Origin of the sequence: Citricoccus sp. K5 (assembly GCF_902506195.1) — a bacterium.
Taxonomy (GTDB): Bacteria; Actinomycetota; Actinomycetes; order Actinomycetales; family Micrococcaceae; genus Citricoccus.
This window is the reverse complement of the sequence record NZ_LR732817.1, coordinates 1552946-1577167: the sequence shown is the minus strand read 5'-3', so window position 1 is coordinate 1577167 and position 24222 is coordinate 1552946. Positions and strand designations below refer to the sequence as shown.

The 24222-nt window shown below is 66.9% G+C and carries 24 protein-coding genes and 1 pseudogene; 8 read left to right on the top strand and 17 right to left on the bottom strand.

Annotated elements, in window-relative coordinates; all coding sequences use genetic code 11:
* Positions 1-120 precede the first annotated feature (120 nt).
* Positions 121-2661, top strand: coding sequence for a bifunctional (p)ppGpp synthetase/guanosine-3',5'-bis(diphosphate) 3'-pyrophosphohydrolase (locus tag BOSE125_RS07080; protein WP_236557862.1), 2541 nt, complete (start codon positions 121-123; stop codon positions 2659-2661).
* Between the two features lie 63 nt (positions 2662-2724).
* On the opposite strand, the gene BOSE125_RS07075 is transcribed toward BOSE125_RS07080, so the two are convergent.
* Together BOSE125_RS07075 and BOSE125_RS07070 are read right to left on the bottom strand one after the other, a co-directional pair.
* Positions 2725-3405, bottom strand: a complete 681-nt coding sequence (locus BOSE125_RS07075) for a hypothetical protein (RefSeq protein WP_159551241.1) — start codon at positions 3403-3405, stop codon at positions 2725-2727.
* A gap of 122 nt (positions 3406-3527) precedes the next feature.
* Positions 3528-5291 carry a DUF349 domain-containing protein gene (locus BOSE125_RS07070; RefSeq protein WP_236557861.1) on the bottom strand — a complete coding sequence of 588 codons (1764 nt, stop codon included), beginning with the start codon at positions 5289-5291 and terminating at the stop codon, positions 3528-3530.
* 136 nt (positions 5292-5427) lie between these two features.
* On the opposite strand from BOSE125_RS07070, the gene hisS reads away from it, so the two are divergent.
* On the top strand, positions 5428-6801 hold the full coding sequence (gene hisS / locus BOSE125_RS07065) for a histidine--tRNA ligase (RefSeq protein WP_159551239.1): 1374 nt from the start codon (positions 5428-5430) through the stop codon (positions 6799-6801).
* Positions 6802-6841: 40 nt separating this feature from the next.
* Here hisS and BOSE125_RS07060 read toward each other — a convergent pair whose 3' ends face one another.
* The 3 genes from BOSE125_RS07060 to BOSE125_RS07050 all read right to left on the bottom strand — a co-directional run bounded on the left by BOSE125_RS07060 (position 6842) and on the right by BOSE125_RS07050 (position 10277).
* Positions 6842-7168: a hypothetical protein gene (locus BOSE125_RS07060; protein ID WP_159551237.1), complete on the bottom strand. Its 327-nt coding sequence runs from the start codon at positions 7166-7168 to the stop codon at positions 6842-6844.
* Between the two features lie 197 nt (positions 7169-7365).
* Entirely contained in the window at positions 7366-9483 is a 2118-nt protein-coding gene (locus BOSE125_RS07055; protein WP_159551235.1) for an FtsX-like permease family protein, read from the bottom strand.
* Between the two features lie 2 nt (positions 9484-9485).
* Positions 9486-10277 carry an ABC transporter ATP-binding protein gene (locus BOSE125_RS07050; RefSeq protein WP_159551233.1) on the bottom strand — a complete coding sequence of 264 codons (792 nt, stop codon included), beginning with the start codon at positions 10275-10277 and terminating at the stop codon, positions 9486-9488.
* Between the two features lie 134 nt (positions 10278-10411).
* Here BOSE125_RS07050 and BOSE125_RS07045 point away from each other — a divergent pair, with 134 nt between their 5' ends.
* Together BOSE125_RS07045 and BOSE125_RS07040 are read left to right on the top strand one after the other, a co-directional pair.
* Positions 10412-11599, top strand: coding sequence for a sensor histidine kinase (locus BOSE125_RS07045; RefSeq protein ID WP_159551231.1), 1188 nt, complete (start codon positions 10412-10414; stop codon positions 11597-11599).
* Entirely contained in the window at positions 11596-12231 is a 636-nt protein-coding gene (locus BOSE125_RS07040) for a response regulator transcription factor (protein ID WP_159551229.1), read from the top strand. Before BOSE125_RS07045 ends, BOSE125_RS07040 begins: the two co-directional genes overlap by 4 nt.
* Positions 12232-12306: 75 nt before the next feature.
* Here BOSE125_RS07040 and BOSE125_RS07035 read toward each other — a convergent pair whose 3' ends face one another.
* Genes BOSE125_RS07035 through BOSE125_RS18250 form a run of 3 tightly spaced genes read right to left on the bottom strand, consistent with a single transcriptional unit; the run spans position 12307 to position 13318 of the window.
* A complete protein-coding gene (locus BOSE125_RS07035; RefSeq protein WP_159551227.1) occupies positions 12307-12516 on the bottom strand; it encodes a hypothetical protein in 210 nt (69 codons plus the stop codon).
* Positions 12513-12968 (bottom strand): VOC family protein, encoded by a 456-nt coding sequence (locus BOSE125_RS07030; RefSeq protein WP_159551225.1) that lies wholly within the window; start codon positions 12966-12968, stop codon positions 12513-12515. The genes BOSE125_RS07035 and BOSE125_RS07030 overlap by 4 nt, the downstream gene beginning before the upstream one ends.
* The gene (locus BOSE125_RS18250) at positions 12887-13318 is read right to left on the bottom strand and encodes a TetR/AcrR family transcriptional regulator (RefSeq protein WP_201301155.1); all 432 of its coding nucleotides are present in this window, start codon (positions 13316-13318) and stop codon (positions 12887-12889) included. The genes BOSE125_RS07030 and BOSE125_RS18250 overlap by 82 nt, the downstream gene beginning before the upstream one ends.
* 452 nt (positions 13319-13770) lie before the next feature.
* On the opposite strand from BOSE125_RS18250, the gene BOSE125_RS07020 reads away from it, so the two are divergent.
* Positions 13771-14235, top strand: coding sequence for a hypothetical protein (locus BOSE125_RS07020; protein ID WP_159551222.1), 465 nt, complete (start codon positions 13771-13773; stop codon positions 14233-14235).
* Between the two features lie 20 nt (positions 14236-14255).
* Here BOSE125_RS07020 and BOSE125_RS07015 read toward each other — a convergent pair whose 3' ends face one another.
* Positions 14256-14606, bottom strand: a complete 351-nt coding sequence (locus BOSE125_RS07015; RefSeq protein ID WP_159551220.1) for a glyoxalase/bleomycin resistance/extradiol dioxygenase family protein — start codon at positions 14604-14606, stop codon at positions 14256-14258.
* A 188-nt stretch (positions 14607-14794) separates the two neighbouring features.
* Here BOSE125_RS07015 and BOSE125_RS07010 point away from each other — a divergent pair, with 188 nt between their 5' ends.
* Both BOSE125_RS07010 and BOSE125_RS07005 read left to right on the top strand, forming a co-directional pair.
* A complete protein-coding gene (locus tag BOSE125_RS07010; RefSeq protein ID WP_159551218.1) occupies positions 14795-15175 on the top strand; it encodes a hypothetical protein in 381 nt (126 codons plus the stop codon).
* Between the two features lie 324 nt (positions 15176-15499).
* Positions 15500-15763 (top strand): hypothetical protein, encoded by a 264-nt coding sequence (locus tag BOSE125_RS07005; RefSeq protein WP_159551216.1) that lies wholly within the window; start codon positions 15500-15502, stop codon positions 15761-15763.
* A gap of 140 nt (positions 15764-15903) precedes the next feature.
* Here the strand turns inward: BOSE125_RS07005 and BOSE125_RS07000 are convergent.
* The 8 genes and pseudogenes from BOSE125_RS07000 to BOSE125_RS06965 form a co-directional block, all read right to left on the bottom strand.
* Positions 15904-16889 (bottom strand): annotated as a pseudogene (locus BOSE125_RS07000) (IS481 family transposase).
* Positions 16890-16975: 86 nt separating this feature from the next.
* Complete coding sequence (locus BOSE125_RS06995; RefSeq protein WP_159551214.1) at positions 16976-17332, bottom strand: hypothetical protein; 357 nt, start codon at positions 17330-17332, stop codon at positions 16976-16978.
* A 10-nt stretch (positions 17333-17342) separates the two neighbouring features.
* Complete coding sequence (locus BOSE125_RS06990) at positions 17343-17720, bottom strand: TetR/AcrR family transcriptional regulator (protein WP_159551212.1); 378 nt, start codon at positions 17718-17720, stop codon at positions 17343-17345.
* A 147-nt stretch (positions 17721-17867) separates the two neighbouring features.
* Positions 17868-19466, bottom strand: coding sequence for an NAD(P)/FAD-dependent oxidoreductase (locus BOSE125_RS06985; RefSeq protein ID WP_159551210.1), 1599 nt, complete (start codon positions 19464-19466; stop codon positions 17868-17870).
* A gap of 126 nt (positions 19467-19592) precedes the next feature.
* Positions 19593-19910, bottom strand: a complete 318-nt coding sequence (locus tag BOSE125_RS06980) for a multidrug efflux SMR transporter (protein WP_159551208.1) — start codon at positions 19908-19910, stop codon at positions 19593-19595.
* Positions 19907-20272: a multidrug efflux SMR transporter gene (locus tag BOSE125_RS06975; RefSeq protein ID WP_159551206.1), complete on the bottom strand. Its 366-nt coding sequence runs from the start codon at positions 20270-20272 to the stop codon at positions 19907-19909. Before BOSE125_RS06975 ends, BOSE125_RS06980 begins: the two co-directional genes overlap by 4 nt.
* On the bottom strand, positions 20269-20796 hold the full coding sequence (locus BOSE125_RS06970) for a TetR/AcrR family transcriptional regulator (protein ID WP_159551204.1): 528 nt from the start codon (positions 20794-20796) through the stop codon (positions 20269-20271). Before BOSE125_RS06970 ends, BOSE125_RS06975 begins: the two co-directional genes overlap by 4 nt.
* A 197-nt stretch (positions 20797-20993) precedes the next feature.
* Positions 20994-22262 carry an APC family permease gene (locus BOSE125_RS06965; RefSeq protein WP_159551202.1) on the bottom strand — a complete coding sequence of 423 codons (1269 nt, stop codon included), beginning with the start codon at positions 22260-22262 and terminating at the stop codon, positions 20994-20996.
* Between the two features lie 109 nt (positions 22263-22371).
* Between BOSE125_RS06965 and aspS the strand changes: the two genes are divergently transcribed.
* Positions 22372-24222 (top strand): aspartate--tRNA ligase, encoded by a 1851-nt coding sequence (gene aspS / locus BOSE125_RS06960; RefSeq protein ID WP_159551200.1) that lies wholly within the window; start codon positions 22372-22374, stop codon positions 24220-24222.

The window sequence follows — 24222 nt, the reverse complement described above, 5'->3', positions numbered from 1 at the left end:
TCTGACTGCAGGGTACCGGTCACTTCTGGTGGTGGCCCTAGAATGGATCACTACCCGATTGAGGGTTGGGCACAGCGGTAGCGCGGAAGATCTGCGCTGACTGCGGGAAGGACGGTAGCCATGGGTTCAGAGTCAGAACGGCCGCGCTCGGCCGGCCTTGGTGCCGTCCCGCACCCCACGCCCAACCAGTCCTATTCCTCGGCCGTGCCCAGCGGGCCGGAGCAGGAAGCGGAAACGGAGGGGCCGACGTCGGCCACCAGGCCTGAGGCGTCCGCGGCACCGGAGCGTGCCCCCGCCGCCCCGGTGGTGGGCCCGGGTCCCGGCACCTCGCCCGATACCCGGCCCGGCGGACCGTCCGATGCGTCGACGGCTGGTAGCCCGGCGGTCGGCGCGATCGTCTCGCGGCGGCCCCGCAGCCGGCTGGCACGGCTGACCGGCCGCGTCGCCAACGACTATTCGCCGATCCTGGAGCCCCTGGTCCGCACCCTCAAGGTCCGCCAGCCGAAGGAGGGCAAGGAAGATCTTGACCTGATCATCCGGGCGTTCGAGGTGGCCGAGAAGGCCCACGCGGGCCAGAAGCGCAAGAGCGGCGACCCGTACATCACCCACCCCGTGGCCGTGGCCACGATCCTCGCCGAGCTGGGCATGACCGGCACCACTCTGGCCGGGGCACTGCTGCATGACACGGTGGAGGACACCAGCTACTCCCTCGAGCAGCTGCGCCGGGACTTCGGTGACGAGGTGGCCGTCCTGGTGGACGGGGTCACCAAGCTGGACAAGGTCAAGTTCGGGGACGCCGCTCAGGCCGAGACCGTCCGCAAGATGGTGCTGGCCATGGCGGAGGACGTCCGGGTCCTGGTCATCAAGCTCGCCGACCGGCTGCACAACGCCCGCACGTGGCGTTACGTGGCCCCGGCCTCGAGCGCGCGCAAGGCCAAGGAGACCCTGGAGATCTACGCCCCGCTGGCTCACCGGCTCGGCATGAACACGATCAAGTGGGAACTGGAGGACCTGTCCTTCGCGGCCCTCTACCCCAAGGTGTACGCGGAGATCGTGAGGCTGGTGGGGGAGCGGACCCCCGAGCGGGAGAAGAACCTGGCCGTGCTGCGCGGGCAGATCGAGAAGGACCTCAAGGAGGCCCGGGTGCGGGCGACCGTCACGGGACGGCCGAAGCATTTCTACTCGATCTACCAGAAGATGATCGTCCGCGGGAAGGACTTCGACGAGATCCACGACCTCACGGGCGTTCGCGTGCTGGTCGACTCGGTCCGGGACTGCTACGGCGCACTCGGTGTCCTGCATGCGAAGTGGAGCCCGCTGCCGGGCCGCTTCAAGGACTACATCGCCATGCCCAAGCTGAACATGTACCAGTCACTGCACACCACGGTGATCGGTCCGGGCGGCAAGCCCGTGGAGATCCAGCTGCGCACGCACGAGATGCACCGCCGGGCGGAGTACGGAGTGGCGGCGCACTGGAAGTACAAGGACCAGGCGTCCCAGGGTGCCCCGTCCAGTGGTGATCAGACCCCCGGGTGGCTGCGCTCCGTCATGGACTGGCAGAAGGACACCACGGACCCGAACGAGTTCCTGGAATCGTTGCGCGCGGAGATCGACGCAGCGGAGGTCTTCGTGTTCACGCCCAAGGGCGAGGTGATGGCCCTGCCGGCCGGCTCGACCCCCGTGGACTTCGCCTACGCGGTTCACACCGAGGTCGGTCACCGCACCATCGGCGCCCGCGTCAACGGCAAACTGGTGCCCCTGAACAGCGAACTGCACCACGGCGACTGGGTGGAGATCTTCACCTCCAAGACCGAGGGTGCGGGGCCCAGCCAGGACTGGCTCGGATTCGTCCGCAGCCCGCGGGCCCGCAACAAGATCCGCCACTGGTTCTCGAAGGAACGCCGCGAGGAGTCCATCGAGAAGGGCAAGGAGCAGCTCACCCGCCAGCTGCGCAAGATGAACCTGCCGCTGCACCAGATGATGAGTTCGGATTCGCTCACCGAGGTGGCGGGGCAGCTGAACCTGCCGGACATCGCCACCCTCTACGCGGCGATCGGGGACGCCAACGTCTCCGTGCAGAACGTGATCGAGCACCTGCAGAAGCTGCATGCCGTGGTGGAGGAGACCGACGAGTCCCTGGACACCTCGGCGATCCCGATAACCCGCATCGCGGCCCCGACCCGGCAGTCGGACTCCGGGGTCATGGTCCAGGGATCCGGCGACGTGATGGCCAAGCTGGCCCGCTGCTGCACGCCGGTACCGCCGGACGAGATCATCGGTTTCGTCACCCGCGGTTCCGGCGTGTCCGTGCACCGCGCCGATTGCAAGAACATCGACCACCTCAAGGAGGAGCCGGACCGGATCGTGGAGGTCTCCTGGGCACCCACGCAGTCCTCCGTGTTCCTGGTGGAGATCCAGGTCGAGGCGCTGGACCGCAAGTCCCTGCTCTCGGATGTCACCCGGATGCTCGCAGAACATCACGTCAACATCCTCTCGGCATCGGTGAACACCTCCCGGAGCCGCGTGGCCATCAGCAAGTTCGTCTTCGAGATGGGCGATCCGAAGTACCTGAGCCACGTACTGTCCTCCGTTCGGCGCATCGACGGCGTCTACGACGTCTACCGCACCGCCGGCCAGAGCCGCCCCGCAGCAGAGGACTGAGGCGGACCGAGTCCCCAGGCTGACTGAGGATTCGGGCCGACTGGACCTCGGGCCGACTGGACCTCAAGCCAGCAGCAGGCGCTCCAGCGCCCGCCGGGCCGGTGCCATGCCGGGACGCTTCCGGCGGGACTCGAACCGGTCCCGGAGCATGCCCGTCTCGGTCAGCGGCAGCAGCCGTGTCGCCGCGGGCATCGCCGCCGCGGCCCAGCGAGAGTCGCCGGTTCGGCGCAGCAGATCCTCGATGGTCCGCTCCACACTGGTGCACGGCAGCCCGAAGACCTCCACGACGTCGGAGGGCTGGCCGGCGGCGTCAGACTGCTCCAACCGCAGTCCGACGGACAGCGGCTGCGACGGAATCCGGTGGAAACGTTCCACGGAGGCTTCCAGCACCGCCGGTGGCGGCCCGCCCGAGAGCACCCAGGCCGCCGTCAGGCCCATGGCCGCCCACCGTCCCGAGATGACGGGTGCGGCGAGCCGGAGCGCCGCCGCAGCACGGACCCTCAGTCCCGATGCCCCCGAACCGACCTGGTCGGACTCCACGTAGAGGTCCCCGATGACGTGGACCACCAGTCCGGAGAGCTCCATGCCCCGGAGCTCCGGACCGGCGTAGGGCAGCCCGGGCACCAGGAAGTCCAGCGGCGCGAGACCCGGGTGCGCCACGGACGGTCCGCCGGTGGGCTGAGCTGTGGAAGCAGCGGGGGATTCAGGAGGGGATTCAGCACCGGGTGCGGCGGTCAGGGTCACCGTCCCAGCGTGGCAGAAACAGCTGTGGCCCGGCACGGGGCCGGGCCACAACTGTGGACAACGCAGGACTCAACGTGGGATTCACACAGGAATCCACGCGGGGCCCACGGAAGCTCAGCGGGTCAGCGCAGTCCCTGGGCCGACTTCTGCAGGGTCTCGAGCCACATCTTGCGGGCGTCGAGTGCTTCCTGCGCCTTGGCGATGGCCTTGGCGTCCCCCTTGGACTGGGCCTTGGCCAGGTCGTCCTCGAGTTCGGCGACCTTGTCCTCGAGCTGGGTCAGGGCGGAGTTCGTCCGGGCCTTGGTCTCGGGGTTGGTCTTGCGCCAGTGATCGTCCTCGGCGGACTTCAGGCCTTCCTCCAGCTTGCGGAACGCGGACTCCATGCGGGTGACGTCCTTGCGGGGCACCCGCCCGGCGTCCTCCCAGCGGCCGCGGAGATCGTTGAGGACCTTGCGAGCGGCCTTGACGTCCTTCACAGGCAACAGCTTCTGGCCCTCGGCCAGGATCTGCTCCTTGACCTTGAGGTTCTCGCCGTATTCCTTGTCGATCTCGTCGTTGGTCGCCTTGCGGGCGTTGAAGAAGACGTCCTGCGCGGCGCGGAAGCGGGCCCAGAGGGCGTCGTCCTCCTTGCGTGAGGCGCGCGGTGCGGCCTTCCACTCGTCCATGAGGTCGCGGTACGCACCGGCCGTGGGTCCCCAGTCGGTGGACGTGGAGAGGGCCTCGGCGCGGGCGATCAGCTTCTCCTTGGCGGACTTGGCCTTGGAGTTGGTGGCGTCCAGCTGGGAGAAGAAGGCACGGCGGTGCTTGTCATGCGTGGTGCGGGCCGTGCGGAATCGCTTCCACAGGCCATCCTCGACCGACTTGCCGAGGCGGGGACCGGCCTTCTGCGCGGCCTTCCAGTTCTCGAACAGCTCGGCCATGCGGGCACTGGCCTGCTTCCACTGCACCTGCTGCGGGTCCTTCGCGGCCAGTTCCTCGGCTTCGGCCACGATCGCCTCGCGGGTGGCCAGCTGCTCGGCCTGGGCCTTCTCCAGGGCCAGCTTCTCGGCCAGCTTGAGATCGTCCAACCGGGTCTGCAGGGCCTCGACGCGGGCGCGCAGGGCGGGCATGTCGCCCACCATGCCGCGTTCTCCGATGGTCTGGCGCAGGTGGCCCAGGGTCTTCTGGATCTCGCCGGCCGGTGCACCCGTGGCCACGCGCTGCTCGAGGAGCATGAGCTGGGAGACGACCTCGTCGTACTTACGGCTGAAGTAGGCGAGGGCCTCGTCCTTGGTCCCGTCCGGGAACTGGCCGACTGGGTGCTCCTCGGCGCCGTCGACCAGGATGACGTGGCCGTCGTCGCTGACCTTGGCGAACTTCGCGGCGTCCTCGAGCGGGGTGGTGAAGCTCGGGGCCGGCATCGGCGATGCGGGGGCGGTGGCCGAGGGCGCCTTCCCCTGGCCGGCCGGGGAGGCGGGCCGAGGCAGGTTGGAGGGCTTCGGGGCGTTTCCGGGCTTGGGTATGCCGGGCTTCGGTGCGGCGGGCTGAGCCGAGGGAGCCTCGCTGGCCGGGGCCGCTTCGATGGACGACGCCGGCGCCGGGGCGGGGGCTTCCGAGGTCACCTGTTCACTGGGTGCGGGGTCAACCGAAGGCGCTTCGGTCGCCTCGACGGAGGCCAGAACGGCCTCGGTCTCCTCCTCCGCGGCGGACGCCTGTTCCTCGGCCGGGGCCTCCGTTGGCACGGCGGACTCAGCGGGCTCGGCGGCGGGTTCGGTCGCCTGCTCGGCTACGTGCTCGGCTTCCTGCTCCGGAACCTCTGGGGCGGACTGCTCGGACGCCGCCACGGGGGCCTCGCCGGAGGTCTGCTGGGTGGACTGCTGATCGTCGGATTCTTGACTGGTGGTCACCGCTAGAACTCTCTGCTGGTGCCCTGCACCGGCGCGCGGCCGCAGGGAATAGTGGATACGGTCACGTCCAGCGTACCGGCTGGACCTAGAATGGGGAGCCGAATGTCCCCCCAGCAGTTCCAACAGAAGGTGGCCCATGTCCCGCAAGGCATCCCTGTCCGGTTTCCACGAGTGGCTTCCTGCCGAACGGATCGTGGAACAGCACGTGCTGGACACCCTGCGGAACACCTTCGAGCTGCATGGCTTCTCCTCCATCGAGACCCGCGCCGTGGAGACCCTCGGGCAGCTGCTGCGCAAGGGCGAGATCGACAAGGAGGTCTACGCCGTCTCGCGCCTGCAGGCTGACACGGAGCAGGGGGCGGCGAAAGCTCAGCAGTCCCAGGATGCCCAGGACCCGAACCGTCTGGCCCTGCACTTCGACCTGACGGTGCCCTTTGCCCGCTACGTGGTGGAGAACGCCGGACACCTGTCCTTCCCGTTCCGCCGATACCAGATCCAGAAGGTCTGGCGTGGTGAGCGTCCGCAGGAGGGCCGCGCCCGCGAGTTCACCCAGGCGGACATCGACGTGGTGGGGGATGGCACACTGCCGTTCCGCTCGGACGTGGACGTTGCCCTGGTGATGGCCGAGGCCCTGGGGGCCCTGCCGATCGGCGACTTCACCATCCGCATCAACAACCGCAAGCTCGCCGAGGGCTTCTACCGCGGGCTCGGCCTTGAGGACACCGCCGGCGTGCTGCGCAACATCGACAAGCTGGAGAAGATCGGCGCGGACGAGGTCTCCCGCCTGCTCCAGTCCGAGCTCGGTGCCACCGAGGATCAGGCCGCGCAGGCCTTGGCCCTGGCCGCCATCCGCACCGAGGACACGTCCTTCGTGGAGCGGGTCCGCGCCTTGGGGGTGACCCACGAGCTGCTGGAGGAAGGGCTCGAGGAGCTGGCCGGCGTCGTCGGGGAATTGCACCGCCGGGCCCCCGGGCGCGCCGTGGCGGACCTGTCCATTGCCCGCGGCCTCGACTACTACACCGGGACGGTCTACGAGACGGTGCTGGTGGGCCATGAGCAGCTCGGGTCCATCTGCTCCGGGGGCCGATATGACGCCCTGGCGTCCAAGGGAAACCGCACGTTCCCGGGGGTGGGGCTCTCGATCGGCGTGACCCGGCTGATGATGCGCATCTTCTCCCAGGACATGGCGCGCGCCTCCCGCTCGGTGCCGACGGCCGTCTACATCGCCCTGACGCACGACGACGACTGGTCGGCCGCGCAGGACACCGCGCAGTCCCTGCGTGCCCGGGGGATCCCCGCCGAGGTGGCCGTGTCCGCCGAGAAGTTCGGCAAGCAGATCAAGTACGCGGACAAGCGCGGCATCCCGTTCGTCTGGTTCACCTCCGTGGGGGAGGACGGGACGGCCGCGCATCAGGTCAAGGACATCCGCTCCGGCGAACAGGTCGACGCCGACCCCGCCACCTGGGTGCCTCCGGCGCAGGACCTGCGGCCGCAGATCTTGGAGAGCTGAGCTCGGGACTCGGAGGTAGGCCCGTGACAGGACCGGTGGGTCAGTCGTCCGGCGAATTCCTCCAGGCGACTTGGGTGTCTCCGCTGCGGACGATGCTCCAGTCGCTGCAGACGACGCCGGAGGTCGGCACCGGATCTGGCAACCACTCGGCCTCGATCTCCGGCTGCGACGTGATGGATGCATTGGTGCAGTGTTCCGAGGTGAAGATCGTCGGGCTGGTCCACCGCATCACGGAGGCGCGACCGTCGAGCTGCGCGATCAGTCGCACGTCGGTCGCGTCATCGGGCAGAAAGCCTTGGAAACGGAAGGATTCGCCGGACTCCTCCGCTTCGGTCGAATCAGCGTAGGTGAACTCGCGCTGTCCCACCTGCAACGTGTCTTGCACGGCGGTGCAACCGACCAGGGTGACGGTCGCGGCGAGACCTACAGCGGCTGCGATGAGGGGGCGGTGTTGAGATGTCATGGTCTTGTACCAATTTCTCGTGAGGGGTGCGGGGGACGGATTGATGGATTCGTGACCCGGGATGTACGGGCGCCGGGTGCTGACGGACTTCATCCGGCGGCTCATCCCGCGGCCAGGCCGATGGCGGGTTGCACGCGACCGGCGTTCCACATGGGCACTGCGGAAGCGACGAGCGCGGCAGCGGTGACGCCCAGGACAAGTGCGATCAGCGAGACAAGCGGCGGTGGCCCCACGGACAAGCCGAGAATGTGCAGGGCGAGAACCCCGTACACGCTCCCGAGAGCGACGCCGGCCGTCGCTCCCACCAGGCAGGCGAGCGTTGCTTCGGCGGCGATCGAGCGTCGGGCGCCGGATCGGCTGACGCCCAGGGCGCGCAGGAGGGCGATCTCCTGCCGGCGTTCGGTGACCGAGAGCGCCAAGGTGACCATCACGCCGATCAGCGCGACGAGCATGGTGACACCGATCATCGTTGCGCCGACTGTCTGCCCGATGAGGATCATCTGTTCGATGCCCGTCTGAACGTCTGCTGCCCAGAAGATGGGCGTTCCTGGATCTGTGCTCTCGAGCACCGCGGAGCGTAGATCGGCGTCGCTCGACCCGGAGGCCGGATCGATGAGGATGTCGAGACCCTCGACGCGTGCTTCGACCTGCGGGTGCGCCGCGAGCTCGGAGACGACGGCCTCAGAGTCGGAAACGAGATCGACCGGGATGATCGCCGTGGAGGGAAAGTTCCGTGCGACACCGTCACGCGCGTCCTCGATGGCTCCTGCCACCCCCACGATGAGGGCGGCGGTGAGGCCGACGCCCAAGGTGAGCACAGTGGTCATCGCTGCGGTCCGGCGGGATGCCCTGCGCGCGTTGGACAGCGCGAGTCGTATCGACACCGAACCCGAGGCCAGGGGGCGCATCACGGTCGCGGACCATCGGATGAGAAAGGGGCCGATGACGACGAGTGCACCGAAGACCAGCGTGCCGCTGAACGCCGCTAACGCGAGACCGAGGAAGGCGTCGGTGTTAGAGGCGGCCAGTCCGGCTGCACCGGTGGCAACGGCGATGGCGACGAGCGAGCTGGCGAGGACCAGCCGTGCACGGAGGCGTAGGGGCCGCGCCTCCGAGGAGCGTGATGCCCCGAGTGCCTCGACGGGGGTGGCTCGACTGGCGGCGCGTGCGGCGGGCAGGGCGGCGACGAGAGTGCTGAGAACGGCCATCCCGATACACGCGACGAGGCCGAGGGGAGAGGAGATGAACGGGGAGGTCACCAACCCAGCGGCTCTGGCTGCCGAGACCAGTGCTGCCGAGACCATCAGGCCGATGGCCGTCCCTGCGACGCCGCCGAAGAGTCCGATGCACGCTGCCTCGAGCATCACCATGCGGCTGATTTGCTTCCGGGAGGCCCCGACGCATCGAAGGAGGGCGAGCTCGGTGGCCCGACGGGAGAGCAGAATACGAAAGGTGGAGCTGACGATCACCACAGCTGAGACGAGGGCGAGACCGACGAACACCGCCAGGGCACCGAACACGCCGGTGCTGGTGTCGGTGACCGTGCGTGCTTCTTCCGACCGTCGATCCTCGCCGCTGAGGACGACGCTGTCACCCGCCACGGACTCGATGGAGTCGAGGTCCACATCACCGGTGACGAAGATCTGTACGGGCGTCATCGTCTCGGCCAGTGTTACGGCATCCTCTTCACGGATCAGGGCCGTGTCCTGCCCGAACTCGTGCACCGAGCCGATTGCGGCAACGGTGAGCTCATGCCCTTCGGCGGTCAAGGTGTCCCCGACGGTGGCGCCCACTCGATCGGCCGTCCCGGCGCCGAGGACGACCTCGCCGATCTCCGGGGGGCGTCCGGATGTCAGTTCGGGGACCGCGCTGAGCGGACCGGACCCAGGATCGCTGCTCAGCTTCCAGGTGGAGGTCGTGCCACCGATCTCCACTTCGACATCGCCGAGGTACTCGACGGCGACCTCGCCAGTGCCGGGCAGCGCCCGGATCCTCTCCGCGATGCCGGTGGCGGCGGCCGAATCGAGATCACCACCCGGGATGGCGACGGCCTCGGCGGCCACGGGCGTAGTCATCCCGAACGCGACAAGTGCGGCCCGCGCGTTGAGGGCGATGAGCAGCGCGGCAACTGCAAAGGCTGCCGCGGCGACGACCGCGATGCCGATGAGCAGCGCTTGGCCCGGGCGACGTGTAACGCTGCGCATTGCGGTCCGCAACACGATCACGAGGTCTCCTCCGACTGTGCTGCGAGTTCACCGACGCGTTCGAGCACCTTCTCTTGAGTCGGCGTGCGAAAGACGCCCGCCGCCCGACCGTCCTTGAGCAGGATCACTTCGTCGGTGACGGCCGCTGCGGACGGGTCGTGGGTCACCATCACCACGGTCTGCCCATACTCGTCGACGCACGCGCGGAGTATCTCCAGAAGGGATTGGCTCGAGACGCTGTCGAGCGCGCCCGTCGGCTCGTCGGCGACGATGAGTTCGGGGCGTCCGAGCAAGGCCCGGGCGACGGCCACGCGCTGACGCTGTCCACCCGAGAGTTGGGCCGGCAGATGCCGCAGCCGGTCCGAGATCCCGAGACGGTCGACCAGCTCGGATCGCCACGCTCGGTCCGGCCGACGCCCGGCAAGCGATGCACCCAGGTCGATGTTCTCCGCCGCCGTGAGGTGCGGGAGCAGATTCCCGTCCTGGAACACGAACCCGATCCTGTCTCGCCGAGTCGTGGTCAACGACTTGTCCCCAAGACGCCCCAGATCGGTCTCCCCGAGCAGGATCCGACCGGAGGTCGCCTGGTCGAGACCGGCCAGACAGTGCAGGAACGTCGACTTGCCCGACCCAGAGGCACCCATGATGGCGGTGAACCGACTGGCGAACAGGTCGATGCTCAGGCCGTCCAGCGCACGAACTCGGTTGTCGCCCGAGCCGAAGTCACGGACGATGTCCAGGGCGCGGGCGGCTAGTCGTGTGGAGGTGCCGGTCGGGTGATGACGAGGGGCGCCGTCTACAGGAGTCATATGTCAAGATTCGCGGTCGGCCTGTGGTTCCCACATCGACCCTACGAACGATCTCCGCCGCGATCCCTCGTTCCTTCGGACAAAATGCCCGCTCGAGGGGGATCGTGGTCTCCGGCGATACGTAGACTACGGATGTGACCAGTGGAGACGAGGGCGGGCATCGGCGGCGCCGCTCTCACTCCGTCTTGACGGGGGCCGCGTTGAGGACCGCCGAGTTCCTCGTCCTGGCACTGTTGTTGATGGTCGACTTCGAGCTCGGTACCGGCCTGATGCCCACCGCGCCCAGTACTGACGACATCGCCGGTGCGATGGCGACGGCGCTCGTGGCACTCGTCGCGGCAGTCCTGACCCTCATGCGTCGACAGATACCCGTTCGCGTGAGCGTGGCGGGCGCGTTCGCATTGTCCCTGACGGCGTCCGTGGTCTCACTATCGATCGGAAGCCTCACGCTGTCCCTGACGGAGACCGCGGCGCTCATCGTTCTCACGGTGATCGGAGTGCGCGGCGAATCCTCCGCGCGCGGCGCGGTCATCGTGGGTGCGTCGGCGCTAGTCGTCACCCTCGCCGCGGTGCTGCTGCGTATCGGTGCGGACATCACGGTCATTCTCCTCGGATTGCTCGTCTGGGGTTGCGCGATCACCGGTGGTGTCGCAGCACGGTACGTCCAGAAGAGGCGGGAGCGCGCGATGGATGATCATCGGCGCGCGGAACGGATGGAGCTGGCTCGCGAGCTCCACGACGTCGTGGCACACCAGGTCAGCGGCATCGTGGTGCAGGCCCAGGCAGCGATCATCGTGGCCCGCAACGACCCGGACCAGGTCAGCGAGTCGTTATCCTCCATCGAATCAGCCGGGATCGAGGCGCTCACCGGAATGCGACGGATGGTCGGCGCGATTCGTGAGGAGGCGGATCGAGGTGAACCGCTCACTGTTCCTTACGGACTCGCGGACATCCCCACCCTCGTGGACCGGTTCGATCCGGGACGCGAACGCACGACACTGCGGCTCGAGAATGGCCACTCGCCCATGCCACCGGGGGTCGGTGAGACGGGGTATCGCGTGGTCCGGGAGGCACTCACCAATGTGCGACGCCATGCACCCGAAGGCAATACCCAGGTGTCCGTGAGTGTGGTCGACGTGGCGCTCGTGCTGGACATCAGCAATGACGGCGTTCGCGCGCGGCCAGCCGCCCCGGGCTCGAGGGGATTCGGGCTCATGGGGATGGAGGAGCGGGTCACCGCTCTCGGTGGGGAAATGCGAGCGGGGGCCGCCGGCGCAGACAGCTGGAATGTCCGCGTCACCTTGCCCCTGGGGCCCCGATGATCGGCGTCGTCATCGCCGACGACCACGAGATGGTGCGCGCCGGATTCCGGATGGTCCTCGAGGCCGAAGGGGATATCTCGGTCATCGGGATCGCCGGCAACGGCGAGGACGCGGTCAACGCCGCGAAGCGGCTGAACCCAGCCGTGGTGCTCATGGATATCCGTATGCCAGGGATGAATGGTCTGGAAGCCACCCGCCTCATCACGGCGACGCCGGACGCACCGCGCGTCGTCGTCGTCACGACGTTCGACACCGACGAGTACCTGCGCTCCGCCCTCCAGGCCGGCGCCTCCGGCTTCCTTCTCAAAGATGCGGGCCCACGCCTCCTCGTCGAAGCAGTCCGCGCTGCAGCAGATGGTGACGCTCTGGTATCACCATCGATCACCGTACGTCTGTTGGGAGAGCTCGCCGGCGGACCGTCGGCGGGCGGGACCAGACACAACCTGTCCGACCGCGAACTCGAGATCGTCGTCGCCATCGCCCGTGGCCGGACCAATGTGGAGATCGCCGCCGACCTGTTCGTCTCCCTGTCGACGGTGAAGACACACGCGCGAAGCATCAGCGTGAAACTTGGAGTGCGCAACCGCGTCGAGATCGCTGCCTGGGCCTGGCGTGCACGACTGGTCCGTTGAGCGCCACGAGGCTCGATCGAACTCCGGTGGCATGAGACGGGTCGAAGGAGAGTAGTTCCCGCCCGCTCCCGCCCATCACCGATCGTTGTTGCGGGGACGGTGCCGGATCTTTAACAGCGCGCTGGCCAGATAGCAGATGCCCGCCAAGGCCAGCAGGGCTCCGCCGACGAAGCTGCGGGGGATGGTGATGTCCCCGGCCAGCAGGGCAATCCCGGCGAACAGGATGGCGGCCCCGATCAGGACGGCCTGAAGGGTCTCGGTCATGTCGGTGCGTCGGGTACTCATGCACCCGATCCTGCCTCACGGGTCTTCAGCTCCTGGGCAAGCATCACGATGATCCCGCTGGGGCCTCGGACATAGGTGAGCTTGTACACGTCCTCGTAGATCGCCACGCCGCGCAGCGGGTGGCAGCCGTGGCGCGCGGCGATCTCAAGGGCCTCGTCGAGGTCGTCGACGGAGAAGGCGACGCGGTGCATCCCGATCTCGTGCGGCTGGGTGGGTTCCGTCTCGATGGCGTCGGGGTGGAGGTACTCGAAGAGTTCGATGCGGCCGCTGCCGTCCGGCGTCTGGAGCATGGCGATGTTGGCGTGGTTGCCGTCGAGGCCGACCGCGGTATCCGCCCACGGACCACTGACCGTGTCCCGCCCCAGGACGGTCAGTCCCAGGTCGGTGAAGAAGGCGACCGTGGCCTCCAGGTCCCGCACGGCGATGCCGACGTTCTCGAATTTGATGGGCATGAACAGGGTCCTGGCGGTCGGTACCAATGGGTGGTGATCCGGGCGATCCGGCCCGGAATCGTCATGATCCCACCCGTGAGCAGACTCGGTAAAGGTGTGACCGGAGGCTTGAGCTCGACGCCATGCCTATGAGGCCGAGTCGGTACCCGAGTCGAGGAGCACCCGCGCCGTGTGCCGTGCATGGGTGATCGGATCCGAGGAATCTCGGCGGCACTGATGGCCTGATCCCAGTGTTGGGTCCAGGCCGTGAGCCGGCGGGACAGGACTTCACGCAACAGGTTGTCCTTCGAACCGAAGTGCTTGTAGAGCGTCACGATCGCGACTTCGGCCTCTGAGGCGACCCGGTCCACGCCTGTGGCGGCGTTGGCGGGGATGCTGTTGATCGCCGCCACCTATGGGATGGCCCGTTTCGGAGTAGGACTCTTCGCCCCGTACCTGGCGGCGGATCGTCCGGAATTAGTGCCGGTGCTGGGGTGGGCGGCCGGCGCCCAGTTCACGTCCTACGCTGTGGCAGCAACGGTGGCTGCCCGCCTGGTGGCCCATGCCCCTCGAGGGGGTCTGATCCTCGCCGGGGTGACGGCCACCCTGGGATGTCTGGGCGTGGCGGTTGCCACCGCACCACCACTGTTCATCATCGCGGTCTTCATCGGTGGCATGGGCGGAGGCTTTGCCTCTCCTGCGCTCGTCCCGATCATCGACGTGGTGGTGGCGCCTGCGTTCTCCTCGACGGCGCAATCCGAGGTCAATACGGGCACTGCCGTCGGAGTGATCGCGTCAGTCGCTGCTCTGGACGTTCGGGCCCATGATTCTGACCGAGTCTGGCCCTGTGGTGCCGGAGCAGGTCGGATGGTTGTGGATCGCGTTGGGTTTGGGTGGACACCTCGGCACCATGACCGGAGCCGTGGTGCAACGCATCGGGCGGCGAGGGGGATGGTGTGTCTGTACCGGCGGGCTGGCGCTGGCGAGCTCGGGAATCGCACTGTCCGTGTCCACTGGTGAACTGTGGTTCGCCTACGCCAGCATGGCCGCGTTCGGAGCTGGCTATATGGGTCTGACCACGGTTCTCATCCTCTGGGCCCGCCAGGCATGGACGGAGAATGTTGGCTCTGGTACCTCTGTGCTCTTTATAGCCCTGGCCACTGGCCAGGCGCTGGGGTCCGTCGGCTTCGGTGCTGGTCGCGAACTGTTGAGCCCGGGGTCCCTGGCTGTGCTGGCAGCGGGTCTGTGTCTTGGCGGGGGTCTCTCCGCCATGGCGGGGAAGCGCTAGGAGCATCTGCCTACCGGCCGTCAGAGGGCAGCTCCGAGGATGACCAAATTCCCCTGGGGATCTCTGGTCCGGGCCACGCGCTCACCCCACGGCTGGTCTTCAGGCTCGGAGATCACCGGCGCCCCCGACGTGCCCAGAGCTGCGAGAGTCTCGTCGACGTCATCGACGTAGACCCACAGGCTGAAAGCGTCATCTCCGCCATCACCGCCTACGCCGATGCCGATACTCGAACTGCCGCGCTTCATCGTCACGAATCCGGGCTCACCTTCGGGCGGGAACTGATACGTCTGCGTGAACCCGAGCTGCTCATAGAAGGCACGCGTCGCCGTCAGATCCTGGACGCTGAGGATGGGAAACGCTCTGTCTTGCATGAGCTCAGTATCCTCGCGCGGTCACCGTCATGGAAGGCGCGGAAGGACCCTGTTTCGGACCGAGCTTCCGCTTGCAGTCGGAGGTGGGGGAGCGTCTTACTGGTCGAGCCGGGTGTCGCCCCACCTCTGCCATCGCCAAGCTGGCATGACTCAATGAGTGCTCTGATGTGCACTCGTAGACTCGCGACATGGGAGTGCTTCAGGGATGGCAAATCACAGTAGTCGCAGCATCAATGGCGGTCGCCCTGATCATTGCCGCGGTGATCCTCCTTGCGAAGCGTGCATCGTCAAAGCGTAGAGACCATCGCCGCTTACAGAGTGAAGAACAATGGAGGCGTGCCGAACGGCTCCACATCATGGAGGGGCTCATTCAAGCGATAGATGATCCGCATCGGTTCCTCGACATCGTGTTGTCTGCTGCCGATAGCACGGCGGCCGAGGCGGCACTGGAGGACCAATTCGGATTGTCGCAGGTGCAAGCAAGGGCTGCCATGAACTTGCAGTTCCGGACGATGTCCGAGGAGACACGACAGTTGATCCGCAACGAAGCTGACGGCCTTCGAGGCTAAGGCATGGATGCCTCAGCGAAGCGGGACGCCTGATGGTCGAGTCTGGTGTCCTAGGAGTGATCCGCATGTGCGCTGGCGCCGGTCGGTCGACTCAAGTGGTTGCGCGCCACAAGGGGAATCCTTACAGAGTGTTCCCCTGCGGAGGATTGCAGACACCCAGGGGCTCGGGGCGCTAGCTTGGGTTGATGGGACACCCCAGGCATGCCCTGAGGGGCGCAGAGGTGCCCGTGCCGGCTTCCGCCTGCGATCCAGCCTCTCCTACCTCCACGCGCTGCATCCCGCAAAGGGTGTTCAGTGCATCCATCGATCGGAGGCACCAAACCGATGAAGCTTCGCACGGTGTTGTTGTTCAGTGCCGGAATCACCATCCTGACGGTGGCCGTCGGCCTCGGGGTTGGCCTGCTGTTGGCAGACCACCTGCCGTGGATGGTCGTCACGGCGTTCGTGTGCACCATGCTCCTGGTCCCGGTGCATGAGAGCTGCCACCTGCCGCTGGCCCCGGATCGGGGCGCTCTTACGTCTCCGCTCGCCGGCCATCCCGCTTGGGGATTTTTCTCCGGATGCCTCCTTGGTTTCCCGCCAGACTGAGATGACCCGTGAGGGGAAGGCGCAACATGAAGAGCCGCTGGCCGGTCTTGCTCTACGCCGTCGCAGCCCTCATCCTGCTGCTGTTCGGAATATGGATTGAGCTCCCCGGTTGGCTCATCGCCGTCATGATTACAATTCCGCTAGCTGTACTGCTCGCGGACGTTGATCGATCGTGAGAACGGTGGCTGGTTGCCGCAGGCCGTGTGCGGACGGTGGTGGTTAAATAGTGCAGCCAACCGTTCAGCTCGCCGCGACGCTCGGCTTCGGATGTGTGGCAGCGGGCATAGGCCCAGCCGTCAGCCATCGTGCGGTGGAACCTCTCGATCTTGCCGTTGGTCTGAGGACGATACGGACGGGTGCGCTTGTGCCGGATGCCGAGCTCAGCGCAGGTGTCGCGCCACAGGTGTGAGCAATAGGCGCCGCCATTGTCCGACAGCACTCGCTCGACAGCGATGCCGCGCTCGTTGAACCACTCGACAGCCCGGATCAAGACCGCGGTGGCGGTAAGGGCTGTTTCGTCGTCGTGGATCTCGGCGTAGGCGACGCATGAGTGGTCATCGATCACCGTGTGGACGAACGCCTTGCCCATCAAGGGATCCCGCCACTTGTTCCTAGGCTTGCCCGGCGTCGCGGCACGGTTCTTGTCACCTTGCTGACGACCGACGTAGCGCCAGCCGCCGCCGTCGGGAATGTTGCCTCGCTTCTTCACATCGACGTGCAACATGGCCCCTGGATAGTCGTGCTCGTAACGGCGGACCGGCTCGCCGGTGGCTCGGTCGACGTGCGAGAGCCGGTTGAGGCGGACCGCCGGCAGGATTCGGTGGACCGTCGACGGCGCGATGCCCAGTCGGCAGGCCAACTGCACCGGCCCTTCTCGTAGGCGCAGACGCAATCTGATGCAACGCCTCATGGTCTTCGGACTGGTCTCGTTCGGGGAATGATACGGACGGGATGAGTGGTCCTCCATGGACTCTCCGGCTCGGTAGCGGTCGGCCCAACGCTTGACGGTGGGCCAGGACACTTGGAAGCGAGCGGCGACCTCGCTGATCGGCCAACCCTTGTCGATAACGAGCTGGGCGACTTTGAGACGGTGACGCGGCGTCAGTGCAGCGTTGGGTTGAGTCATAGGACTCTCCTCAGGCATGGAACGAGGGGCCGGCGATGAGCCGGCCCCTCGTTGGATTGAATTCGGTGTATTTCTTTGCGGAAGAGTCAGCGTGCAGCTGCCCTTGCGTTGATCTGAGCCGCCTGTGCTGCCGGGTCGTCCAGGGAGATGGCGATGCGGGTGAAGTGCTCGTCGACCAGCTCGATGACCACGGTGTGCTCGTAGCCGTTGACGTTCCAGAACTGGCGCTCACCGTCGGCATGGAAGGTGCCGCTGAGCTTGCTGCCTATGTGCAGGCCCGGCCCGCGCCAACCCTTCGGTTCACTCTTCATGCCCGGGTCATGGGTCGCGCCCCAAACATGGCTCCAAGGGATGGTAAGGCTGCCGGTGAAGGACCACACCTTGTCCAGCCCCTGAGGTTCGATGACCAGGTCGTTCTCAGCCAGGGTGATGACATTGCTCACGCTATTCTCCTTATGCTGTTGGTCGATTGGCACGTGCCAGCAGGTGCTGGCCGATCATGTGGGGGTCGTTGGCGAAGCACAGTTCGACCGCGCGTGACGTCAGGCGCTTCATGCCCTCGCTGACATGTGCCAACTCGAGGAGGGCCACCACGACGAGATCCCTGGAGTCGTCGTCGACGTCCCCATCCTGTGCGCGCTGGCAGACCTGCTCGAGTGCAGCTCGCATCAGGCCGTGCTTGGACCCGTGGAGCTTGTAGAAGCTCGCGCGACTCAATCCGAGTGCCGCGAGCATGGTGTCCACCGACACGGCGTCGAAGCCGCGGCGTCCGAACAGTGTTGTCGCGCTACGGAGTACTTCGTCCTCGTCGAACCCTCGTGGCCTTCCCATGCGATTCATACTAATCGTTCTAGAACAAACTGTCTAGAACTCGCTTCTGATCCCCGCAGCTCTGTTCGGAAGCCCTTTGATCAACGTGTCCGGTTGGTACATCCAGGTGTCTGCAGGGAACCTCTGCCGGACACACTCGCCGCTGAGTCACTTCCGGAGGAACGTGCGGCGTTTTGCGCTGGTGAGGACATGCTGCGCGGCGAGGTGGCCAGCACCGCCGCTCAGCCCGCCGCCGGGGTGAGTAGATGCGCCGACGTGCAGGAGCGACTTGATCACGGTGGTGTGCTTTCCTGAGTCCGGCAACGGACGCCAGAGTAGGTTCTGATCCAGTTCCATCGACCCCCCGTACGGGTCGCCGTTGACGGCGTTCGGGTTCACCGCGACCAGATCGGCAGGGGTAATGACCTTCGTGTCGAGGATGCTGGCGGTCAGTCCGGGGGCATGCTCCTCGACGCGGGCAAGGACCCGGTCCAGGTACTGCTTCACCGCATCGTTGGTCCAGGTGCCGTCGACGGCGATCGTCCCACCGCCATCCGCGGTGGGCTGCCAGGGCACTTCCTGGAGTTGCAGCCACAGTGACCCCTTCCCTTCCGGGACCCGAGACGGGTCGAGGACGTGTTGGCGGCCGACCACGATGGTGGGAGTGTCCGGGATTACCCCGGCGTCGGCCTGCGCGCAGGCGATGCCGGTGCTCCCGGATCCGTCGCTGATGTGCAGTAGCGGCACATCTTGGAACCGTTCGTCTGTCCACGTCAACGGTCGATCCAGGGCGATGTGGATCTGCATTGCGGCCCGCCCGGGACGGAATCGGCGCGCCTGGTCCCGAATCGGGGCCGGTACGTTCGCATCCTTCAGCAGCGTCCCGTAGAGCGCCTGCGGGGTGACGCTCGCGATGACCGCTTTCCGGGCACGGATCGTCCCCTTGTCGGTGACGACGCCCGTCGCATGGCCGTCTTCGACGATGATCCGCTCGGCCTGACGCCCGGTCAGGAACGTGGCCCCATGCTCTGTGAGAAGCCTCTCGAAGGCACCCACGAAGTTTCGCGATCCGCCCTTCACGATCGGGAGGCCGAACCCGTGCATCGTCAGGGCGAGCACGGGGATCATCATCCCGCCAGTGGCGCTGTCGGGAGAGATGCCAGCGTGCAGCAACCACGGGGCCCACATCTGGTCAGCTTCGGAGCCGACGAACCGGTCACGGCCGAAAGCCCGTCCGCTCATCACCGCATCCCGAGCCAAATCCAGCATTCCCTTAACCTTTTCGGTGCGCAGTGACCCCAATGCCAGCTTCACCGCGGTCCCGGAACGTACTTCTGAACCCAGCAGGCCAAACACGAGGTTCGCCCGATCGTCCATCTGCGCCATCATCGCCAGATACGCGTCCCGGTCCTTGGGATGTTCGAACCCCTCCGCCGTCTTCAACGGGTCCCGGTAGGCCAGGGCGGCGCGCCCAGTGGAGATGCTGCCGGTGAGCGCGCCGTCGGTATTGGCGTACTCCAATCCGCGCGCTTCCAACGCCTTCCCCAGCGTCGAGTACGCGCCACCAGAGACGAACAGCGGATGCCACGACGAATATGTGTCGTGGGTATAACCGGGCAGGGTCACCTCCCCGGAGTCGATGAACCCACCCAGACGATCGTTCTGTTCCACGATGGCGACATGCCACCCTTCGGTGGCGAGTTCCGCAGCCGCGACAAGCCCGTTCACTCCTGATCCGATCACGATCGCGTCATAGACGTCCATCATTACCTCCTTGTACCGTAGCCCTCACAATTCGGGCGAAATGATGATTGTTCGAGAGTGATGTTCAGTCTGACTATCAACGATGAGGGCCGCCGTAGGTGACTGCAACTGCCCTGTGCGCCCGGATGCTCAGTGAGCGGCGCCGAGCTCAATAAGGAGCACGCCGCCGACGATGAGGACGATGCCGAGTCCCATCAACCAGGTGAAGGGCTCCTTGAACAGGAAACGGCTGATGATCGCCGTCAACGCCACCCCAGAGGCGGCCCAGATGCCGTAGGCCACACCGAGAGCCATGCCGCCGGCCAACGCCAGCGACAGCATCGTGAACGCCAGCAGATACCCGACGGCCGCGCCCGCGTACCAGGGCTTCTTGTCCACAGCCACACGCAACGAGATCGTGCCGAACACCTCGAACACGATGGCACCGATCAGAAAGATCCAGGTCATCGGGCCACCTCATCCTTCTTGCTCTTGTTTCCCACCTGTGCACCGAGTTCCACACACAGCACTCCACCGATCACGACGACGATGCCGATACTCATCAGCACCGTCAGCGGCTCGTCGAAAAACACCAGCGACAACAACGCCGTCAACGCCACTCCGGACGCGCCCCATATGCCGTAGGCGACACCGAGGGCCATCCCTGTGCGCAGCACCAGAGCCAGGAACACGAACGCCCCCACATAGCCGATCACGACGACCGCATAGAAGGCGGGCGCATTAAGCGCGGCCTTCAATGACAACGATCCCGAGACCTCCAAAAGGATCGCACCGACCAGAAACAGCCAACCCTTGGCCTTCTGGCTCACTTCGCCCCACCTTCTTCCAGCAATCTCATCGCAACCGAATGCACGGCGTCTTCCTCATCCCCGCGGACCGTCGGGATGCCTAATCCCTTGTTGAACCACGCCCCGTCAGCCAGAAGCCTGGCGGCTCGCAGCGCACCCCGCTGCCGAGGTGTCCCTGTGATCTCGGTGCCGAACCACGGGTCCATGCGTTGCGTCCACTGCGCGGCCAGCATGTCCCTCAGCCGGACATCGACCAGCAGTGCGACATCGCTCTGGTCGAACTCTCCCGTGACTGCGTACTCCACGTAGGCCCGCAACCTTTCGGCAGGGCTGCTGTCCTCTCCCGCCCGCTCCCGCAGCTCTGTCAGCCACCGCTCGACGATCCGGTCCACCACCGCCAACACCAAGGCCTCCTTGGTCGCAAAGTGGTGCACCACCCCTGGCTTCGTCAGGCCGGCCTCGCGCGCCACAGCATCGATCGTGAACGGCTCCCCACGGCGCAGCACCTCGATCGCATCATCAAGAATCTCTGGTTTCGTCGCCATGCCAGCAGTATACCTACCATACGTAAGGTAGGCCAGTTCTGACGCTACGTTTTCTCGCTGACCGCATCACCATGACGACCGCTTGGTAGCGCTGAAAGCGCGCGGATGCTGCGGGCTGAATGACTGTCATCGCATCGCGCGCGTTGGCTGGGGTGCACTGGAGCGTCCCACCAGCATCGACTCACCCGTCCAGATCGTCAGGCCCGAGCACGCAAGACAATCAGGCGGCCGAGCAGTCCCACGGCGAACACCACCAGCATGATGACCACGGACATCGCCGGCAGGGTGAACGCCAGGACCAGACAGAGCACGGCACCCGTGAGATTCAGCCAGCGGGGTGAACGCACCACGCGCTCGGTCAGGGTGAAGGCCGCCAGGTTGGAGACGGCGTAATACACCAGCACGCCGAAGGAGGAGAAGCCCACCACCGTGAGCACATCTGCCGTCAGCAGCAGGACGATCACCACCGCCGCAGCCGTCAGCTGTGCGACCCACGGCACCGAGGTGCGGGTGGACACCCGGGCCAGGGGCCGCGGCAGGTCACCCTCGCGGGCCATGGCCAGCCCCGTGCGGGCGATCCCGGCCACGAGGTTGAGCAGGGAACCCAGGCTGGCCAGGGCCGCTCCGGCCACGGCAAGCCAGAGCCAGTCCGTGCCGAAGAGCACGCCCACGGCGTCCCGGATCGGCGCCTCCGAAGCCGCCAGCCCGTCCGTACCCAGCGCGCGCGTCAGGCTCCAGGCCAACAGCCCGTAGAGCACCAGCGTGAACGCCAGGGCACCCAGCACCGCACGGGGGATCGTCCGGCGGGGATCGCGGACCTCCTCACCCATCGTCGCGATCCGGGCGTAGCCCGCGAAGGCGAAGAACAGCAGTCCCGAGGCCTGCAGCACCCCGAGGGCCGAAGGCTCCACCGGTGCAGCCGAACCGGCCGGGGGAGCGGGGGAGCCGGCGTCGGGCCCGGAGGCCAGGCCCGCCACGATGACCAGGGCGAGGATCAGCGCCACCGGGACCAGGATGGCCACGGTGGCCTGGACCGTCCGGGTGATGCCGAGAAGGTTCACACCGGTCAGGAGCACGACGGCGGCGATCGCCACCCAGCGTGCGGTCCAGTCGGTACCGGGCACCACATAGAGGCCGACGGTGTAGGCCATGGCGGCGATGGACGCGGACTTCCCGGTAACGAAACCCCACCCGGCCAGGAAGCCGGCCCACTCACCGAGCTGCCGGCGGCCGAAGGTGTAGGCCCCGCCCGAGGTCGGGTGCACCGCTGCTAATTGGGCCGTGGAGATGGCATTGAGACAGGCCGTCACCCCGGCCACCAGCAGGGCTGCCATCAGCAGGCCGCTGGCCTGCGCCGCGGCCAGGCCGAGGGCGGAGAACACCCCGGCCCCGACCATGGAACCGACACCGATGACCACGGCCCCGGGCAGCCCCAGGCGTCGTTGCAGAACTGCGTGATCGCCCATGCGCTCCACCTACTAGAATCAACCGGGAAATGTCATGGCAATGCCGGACGTGTATGTCATTACCACGCCAAGAAAACCTCCCGGTGAACCGGGACCGGAAGGACCTTCAGTGCTGCGCACCCACCAGCTGGGCGAACTCAACGCCTCGCTCATCGGACAGACCGTCACCGTGACCGGATGGGTGGCACGCCGCCGTGACCACGGTGGGGTGGCCTTCGTGGACCTGCGTGATGCGTCCGGCTTCGCCCAGATCGTGGTGCGGGACGAGAAGGACTTCGATCCGCTGCGCAACGAGTTCGTCCTGCAGGTCACCGGCACGGTGGAACGCCGCCCCGAGGGCAACGAGAACCCGGCCCTGCCCTCCGGCGAGATCGAGCTCATCGCGGACACCGTGACCGTGCTCAACGCCGCAGCCCCGCTGCCGTTCCAGATCGACGAGCACGTGGAGGTCGGCGAGGAGGCCCGGCTGCGCCACCGCTACCTGGACCTGCGCCGCCCGGAGCCGGCCCGCATCATGCGCCTGCGCTCCGAGGTCAACCGCACCGCCCGGAACCTGCTGCACGAGGAGGGGTTCATCGAGGTCGAGACCCCCACTCTGACCCGCTCCACCCCGGAGGGCGCCCGCGACTTCCTGGTCCCGGCTCGCCTCGCGCCCGGCTCCTGGTATGCCCTGCCGCAGTCCCCGCAGCTGTTCAAGCAGCTGCTGCAGGTCGGCGGCATCGAGAAGTACTTCCAGATCGCCCGCTGCTACCGGGACGAGGACTTCCGCGCCGACCGACAGCCGGAGTTCACACAGCTGGACATCGAGGCGTCCTTCGTGGAGCAGGACGACGTGATCGCCCTCGGCGAGAAGATTGTGAAGTCGGTCTGGTCGCTGGTCGGCGTGGACGTGCCGACCCCGATCCGCCGCATGACCTACCGCGAGGCGATGGAGAAGTACGGTTCGGACAAGCCGGACCTGCGCTTCGGTCTCGAGCTGACGGACCTGACCGAGTACTTCGCGGACACCCCGTTCCGCGTGTTCAAGGCTCCCTATGTGGGTGCCGTGGTCATGCCCGGCGGTGCCTCCCAGCCGCGCCGCACCCTGGACGCCTGGCAGGAATGGGCCAAGCAGCGCGGGGCCCGCGGCCTGGCGTACGTGCTCATCCAGGAGGACGGCTCGCTCACCGGTCCGGTCTCCAAGAACATCTCCGAGGAGGAGAAGGCCGGCCTGGCCGCCGCCACCGGTGCCAACCCGGGGGACTGCATCTTCTTCGCCGCCGGCGAGACCACTCCCTCCCGCGCCATCCTCGGCGCCGCGCGCGTGGAGATCGGCCACCGCGTCGGCCTGATCAAGGACGCCGGCCCGGGCGTGCCCGCCGCCGAGGCAGACTGGGCGTTCGTGTGGGTCGTGGACGCCCCCATGTTCGAGCCCGCCTCGGAGGCAGTGGCCTCCGGTGACGTCGCCGTGGGCTCCGGTGCCTGGACCGCGGTGCACCACGCCTTCACCTCGCCTAAGCCCGAGTTCATGGACACCTTTGACACGGATCCGGCCAGCGCCCTGTCCTACGCCTACGACATCGTGGTCAACGGCAACGAGGTGGGTGGCGGCTCCATCCGTATCCACCAGGGCGACGTCCAGGAGCGCGTGTTCAAGCTCATGGGCCTGGACGAGGAGTCAGCGCAGTCCAAGTTCGGCTTCCTCCTGGAGGGCTTCAAGTACGGCGCCCCGCCGCACGGCGGCATCGCCTTCGGCTGGGACCGCATCGTCGCCTTGCTGGCCGGCACCGAGTCCATCCGGGACGTCATCGCCTTCCCGAAGACCGGCAACGGTTATGACCCCCTGACCGCCGCGCCGGCTCCCATCACGGACCAGCAGCGCAAGGAAGCCGGCGTGGACGCCAAGCCGGAGCCGAAGGAGGCCACTCCAGGGCAGGAGACCACGGCCGCCCAGGACTCGCCCGACACCACGGGAGCCTGA

What these genes read in the sequence shown, in the direction of transcription:
- BOSE125_RS07080 (WP_236557862.1), top strand. Translation starts at nt 121, where the DNA reads ATGGGTTCAGAGTCAGAACGGCCGCGCTCGGCCGGCCTTGGTGCCGTC.
- hisS (WP_159551239.1), top strand. Translation starts at nt 5,428, where the DNA reads ATGTCCCGCAAGGCATCCCTGTCCGGTTTCCACGAGTGGCTTCCTGCC.
- BOSE125_RS07050 (WP_159551233.1), bottom strand. Translation starts at nt 10,277, where the DNA reads ATGACTCCTGTAGACGGCGCCCCTCGTCATCACCCGACCGGCACCTCC.
- BOSE125_RS07040 (WP_159551229.1), top strand. Translation starts at nt 11,596, where the DNA reads ATGATCGGCGTCGTCATCGCCGACGACCACGAGATGGTGCGCGCCGGA.
- BOSE125_RS07035 (WP_159551227.1), bottom strand. Translation starts at nt 12,516, where the DNA reads ATGAGTACCCGACGCACCGACATGACCGAGACCCTTCAGGCCGTCCTG.
- BOSE125_RS07030 (WP_159551225.1), bottom strand. Translation starts at nt 12,968, where the DNA reads ATGCCCATCAAATTCGAGAACGTCGGCATCGCCGTGCGGGACCTGGAG.
- BOSE125_RS07020 (WP_159551222.1), top strand. Translation starts at nt 13,771, where the DNA reads ATGATTCTGACCGAGTCTGGCCCTGTGGTGCCGGAGCAGGTCGGATGG.
- BOSE125_RS07015 (WP_159551220.1), bottom strand. Translation starts at nt 14,606, where the DNA reads ATGCAAGACAGAGCGTTTCCCATCCTCAGCGTCCAGGATCTGACGGCG.
- BOSE125_RS07010 (WP_159551218.1), top strand. Translation starts at nt 14,795, where the DNA reads ATGGGAGTGCTTCAGGGATGGCAAATCACAGTAGTCGCAGCATCAATG.
- BOSE125_RS07005 (WP_159551216.1), top strand. Translation starts at nt 15,500, where the DNA reads ATGAAGCTTCGCACGGTGTTGTTGTTCAGTGCCGGAATCACCATCCTG.
- BOSE125_RS06990 (WP_159551212.1), bottom strand. Translation starts at nt 17,720, where the DNA reads ATGGGAAGGCCACGAGGGTTCGACGAGGACGAAGTACTCCGTAGCGCG.
- BOSE125_RS06985 (WP_159551210.1), bottom strand. Translation starts at nt 19,466, where the DNA reads ATGATGGACGTCTATGACGCGATCGTGATCGGATCAGGAGTGAACGGG.
- BOSE125_RS06980 (WP_159551208.1), bottom strand. Translation starts at nt 19,910, where the DNA reads ATGACCTGGATCTTTCTGATCGGTGCCATCGTGTTCGAGGTGTTCGGC.
- BOSE125_RS06970 (WP_159551204.1), bottom strand. Translation starts at nt 20,796, where the DNA reads ATGGCGACGAAACCAGAGATTCTTGATGATGCGATCGAGGTGCTGCGC.
- BOSE125_RS06965 (WP_159551202.1), bottom strand. Translation starts at nt 22,262, where the DNA reads ATGGGCGATCACGCAGTTCTGCAACGACGCCTGGGGCTGCCCGGGGCC.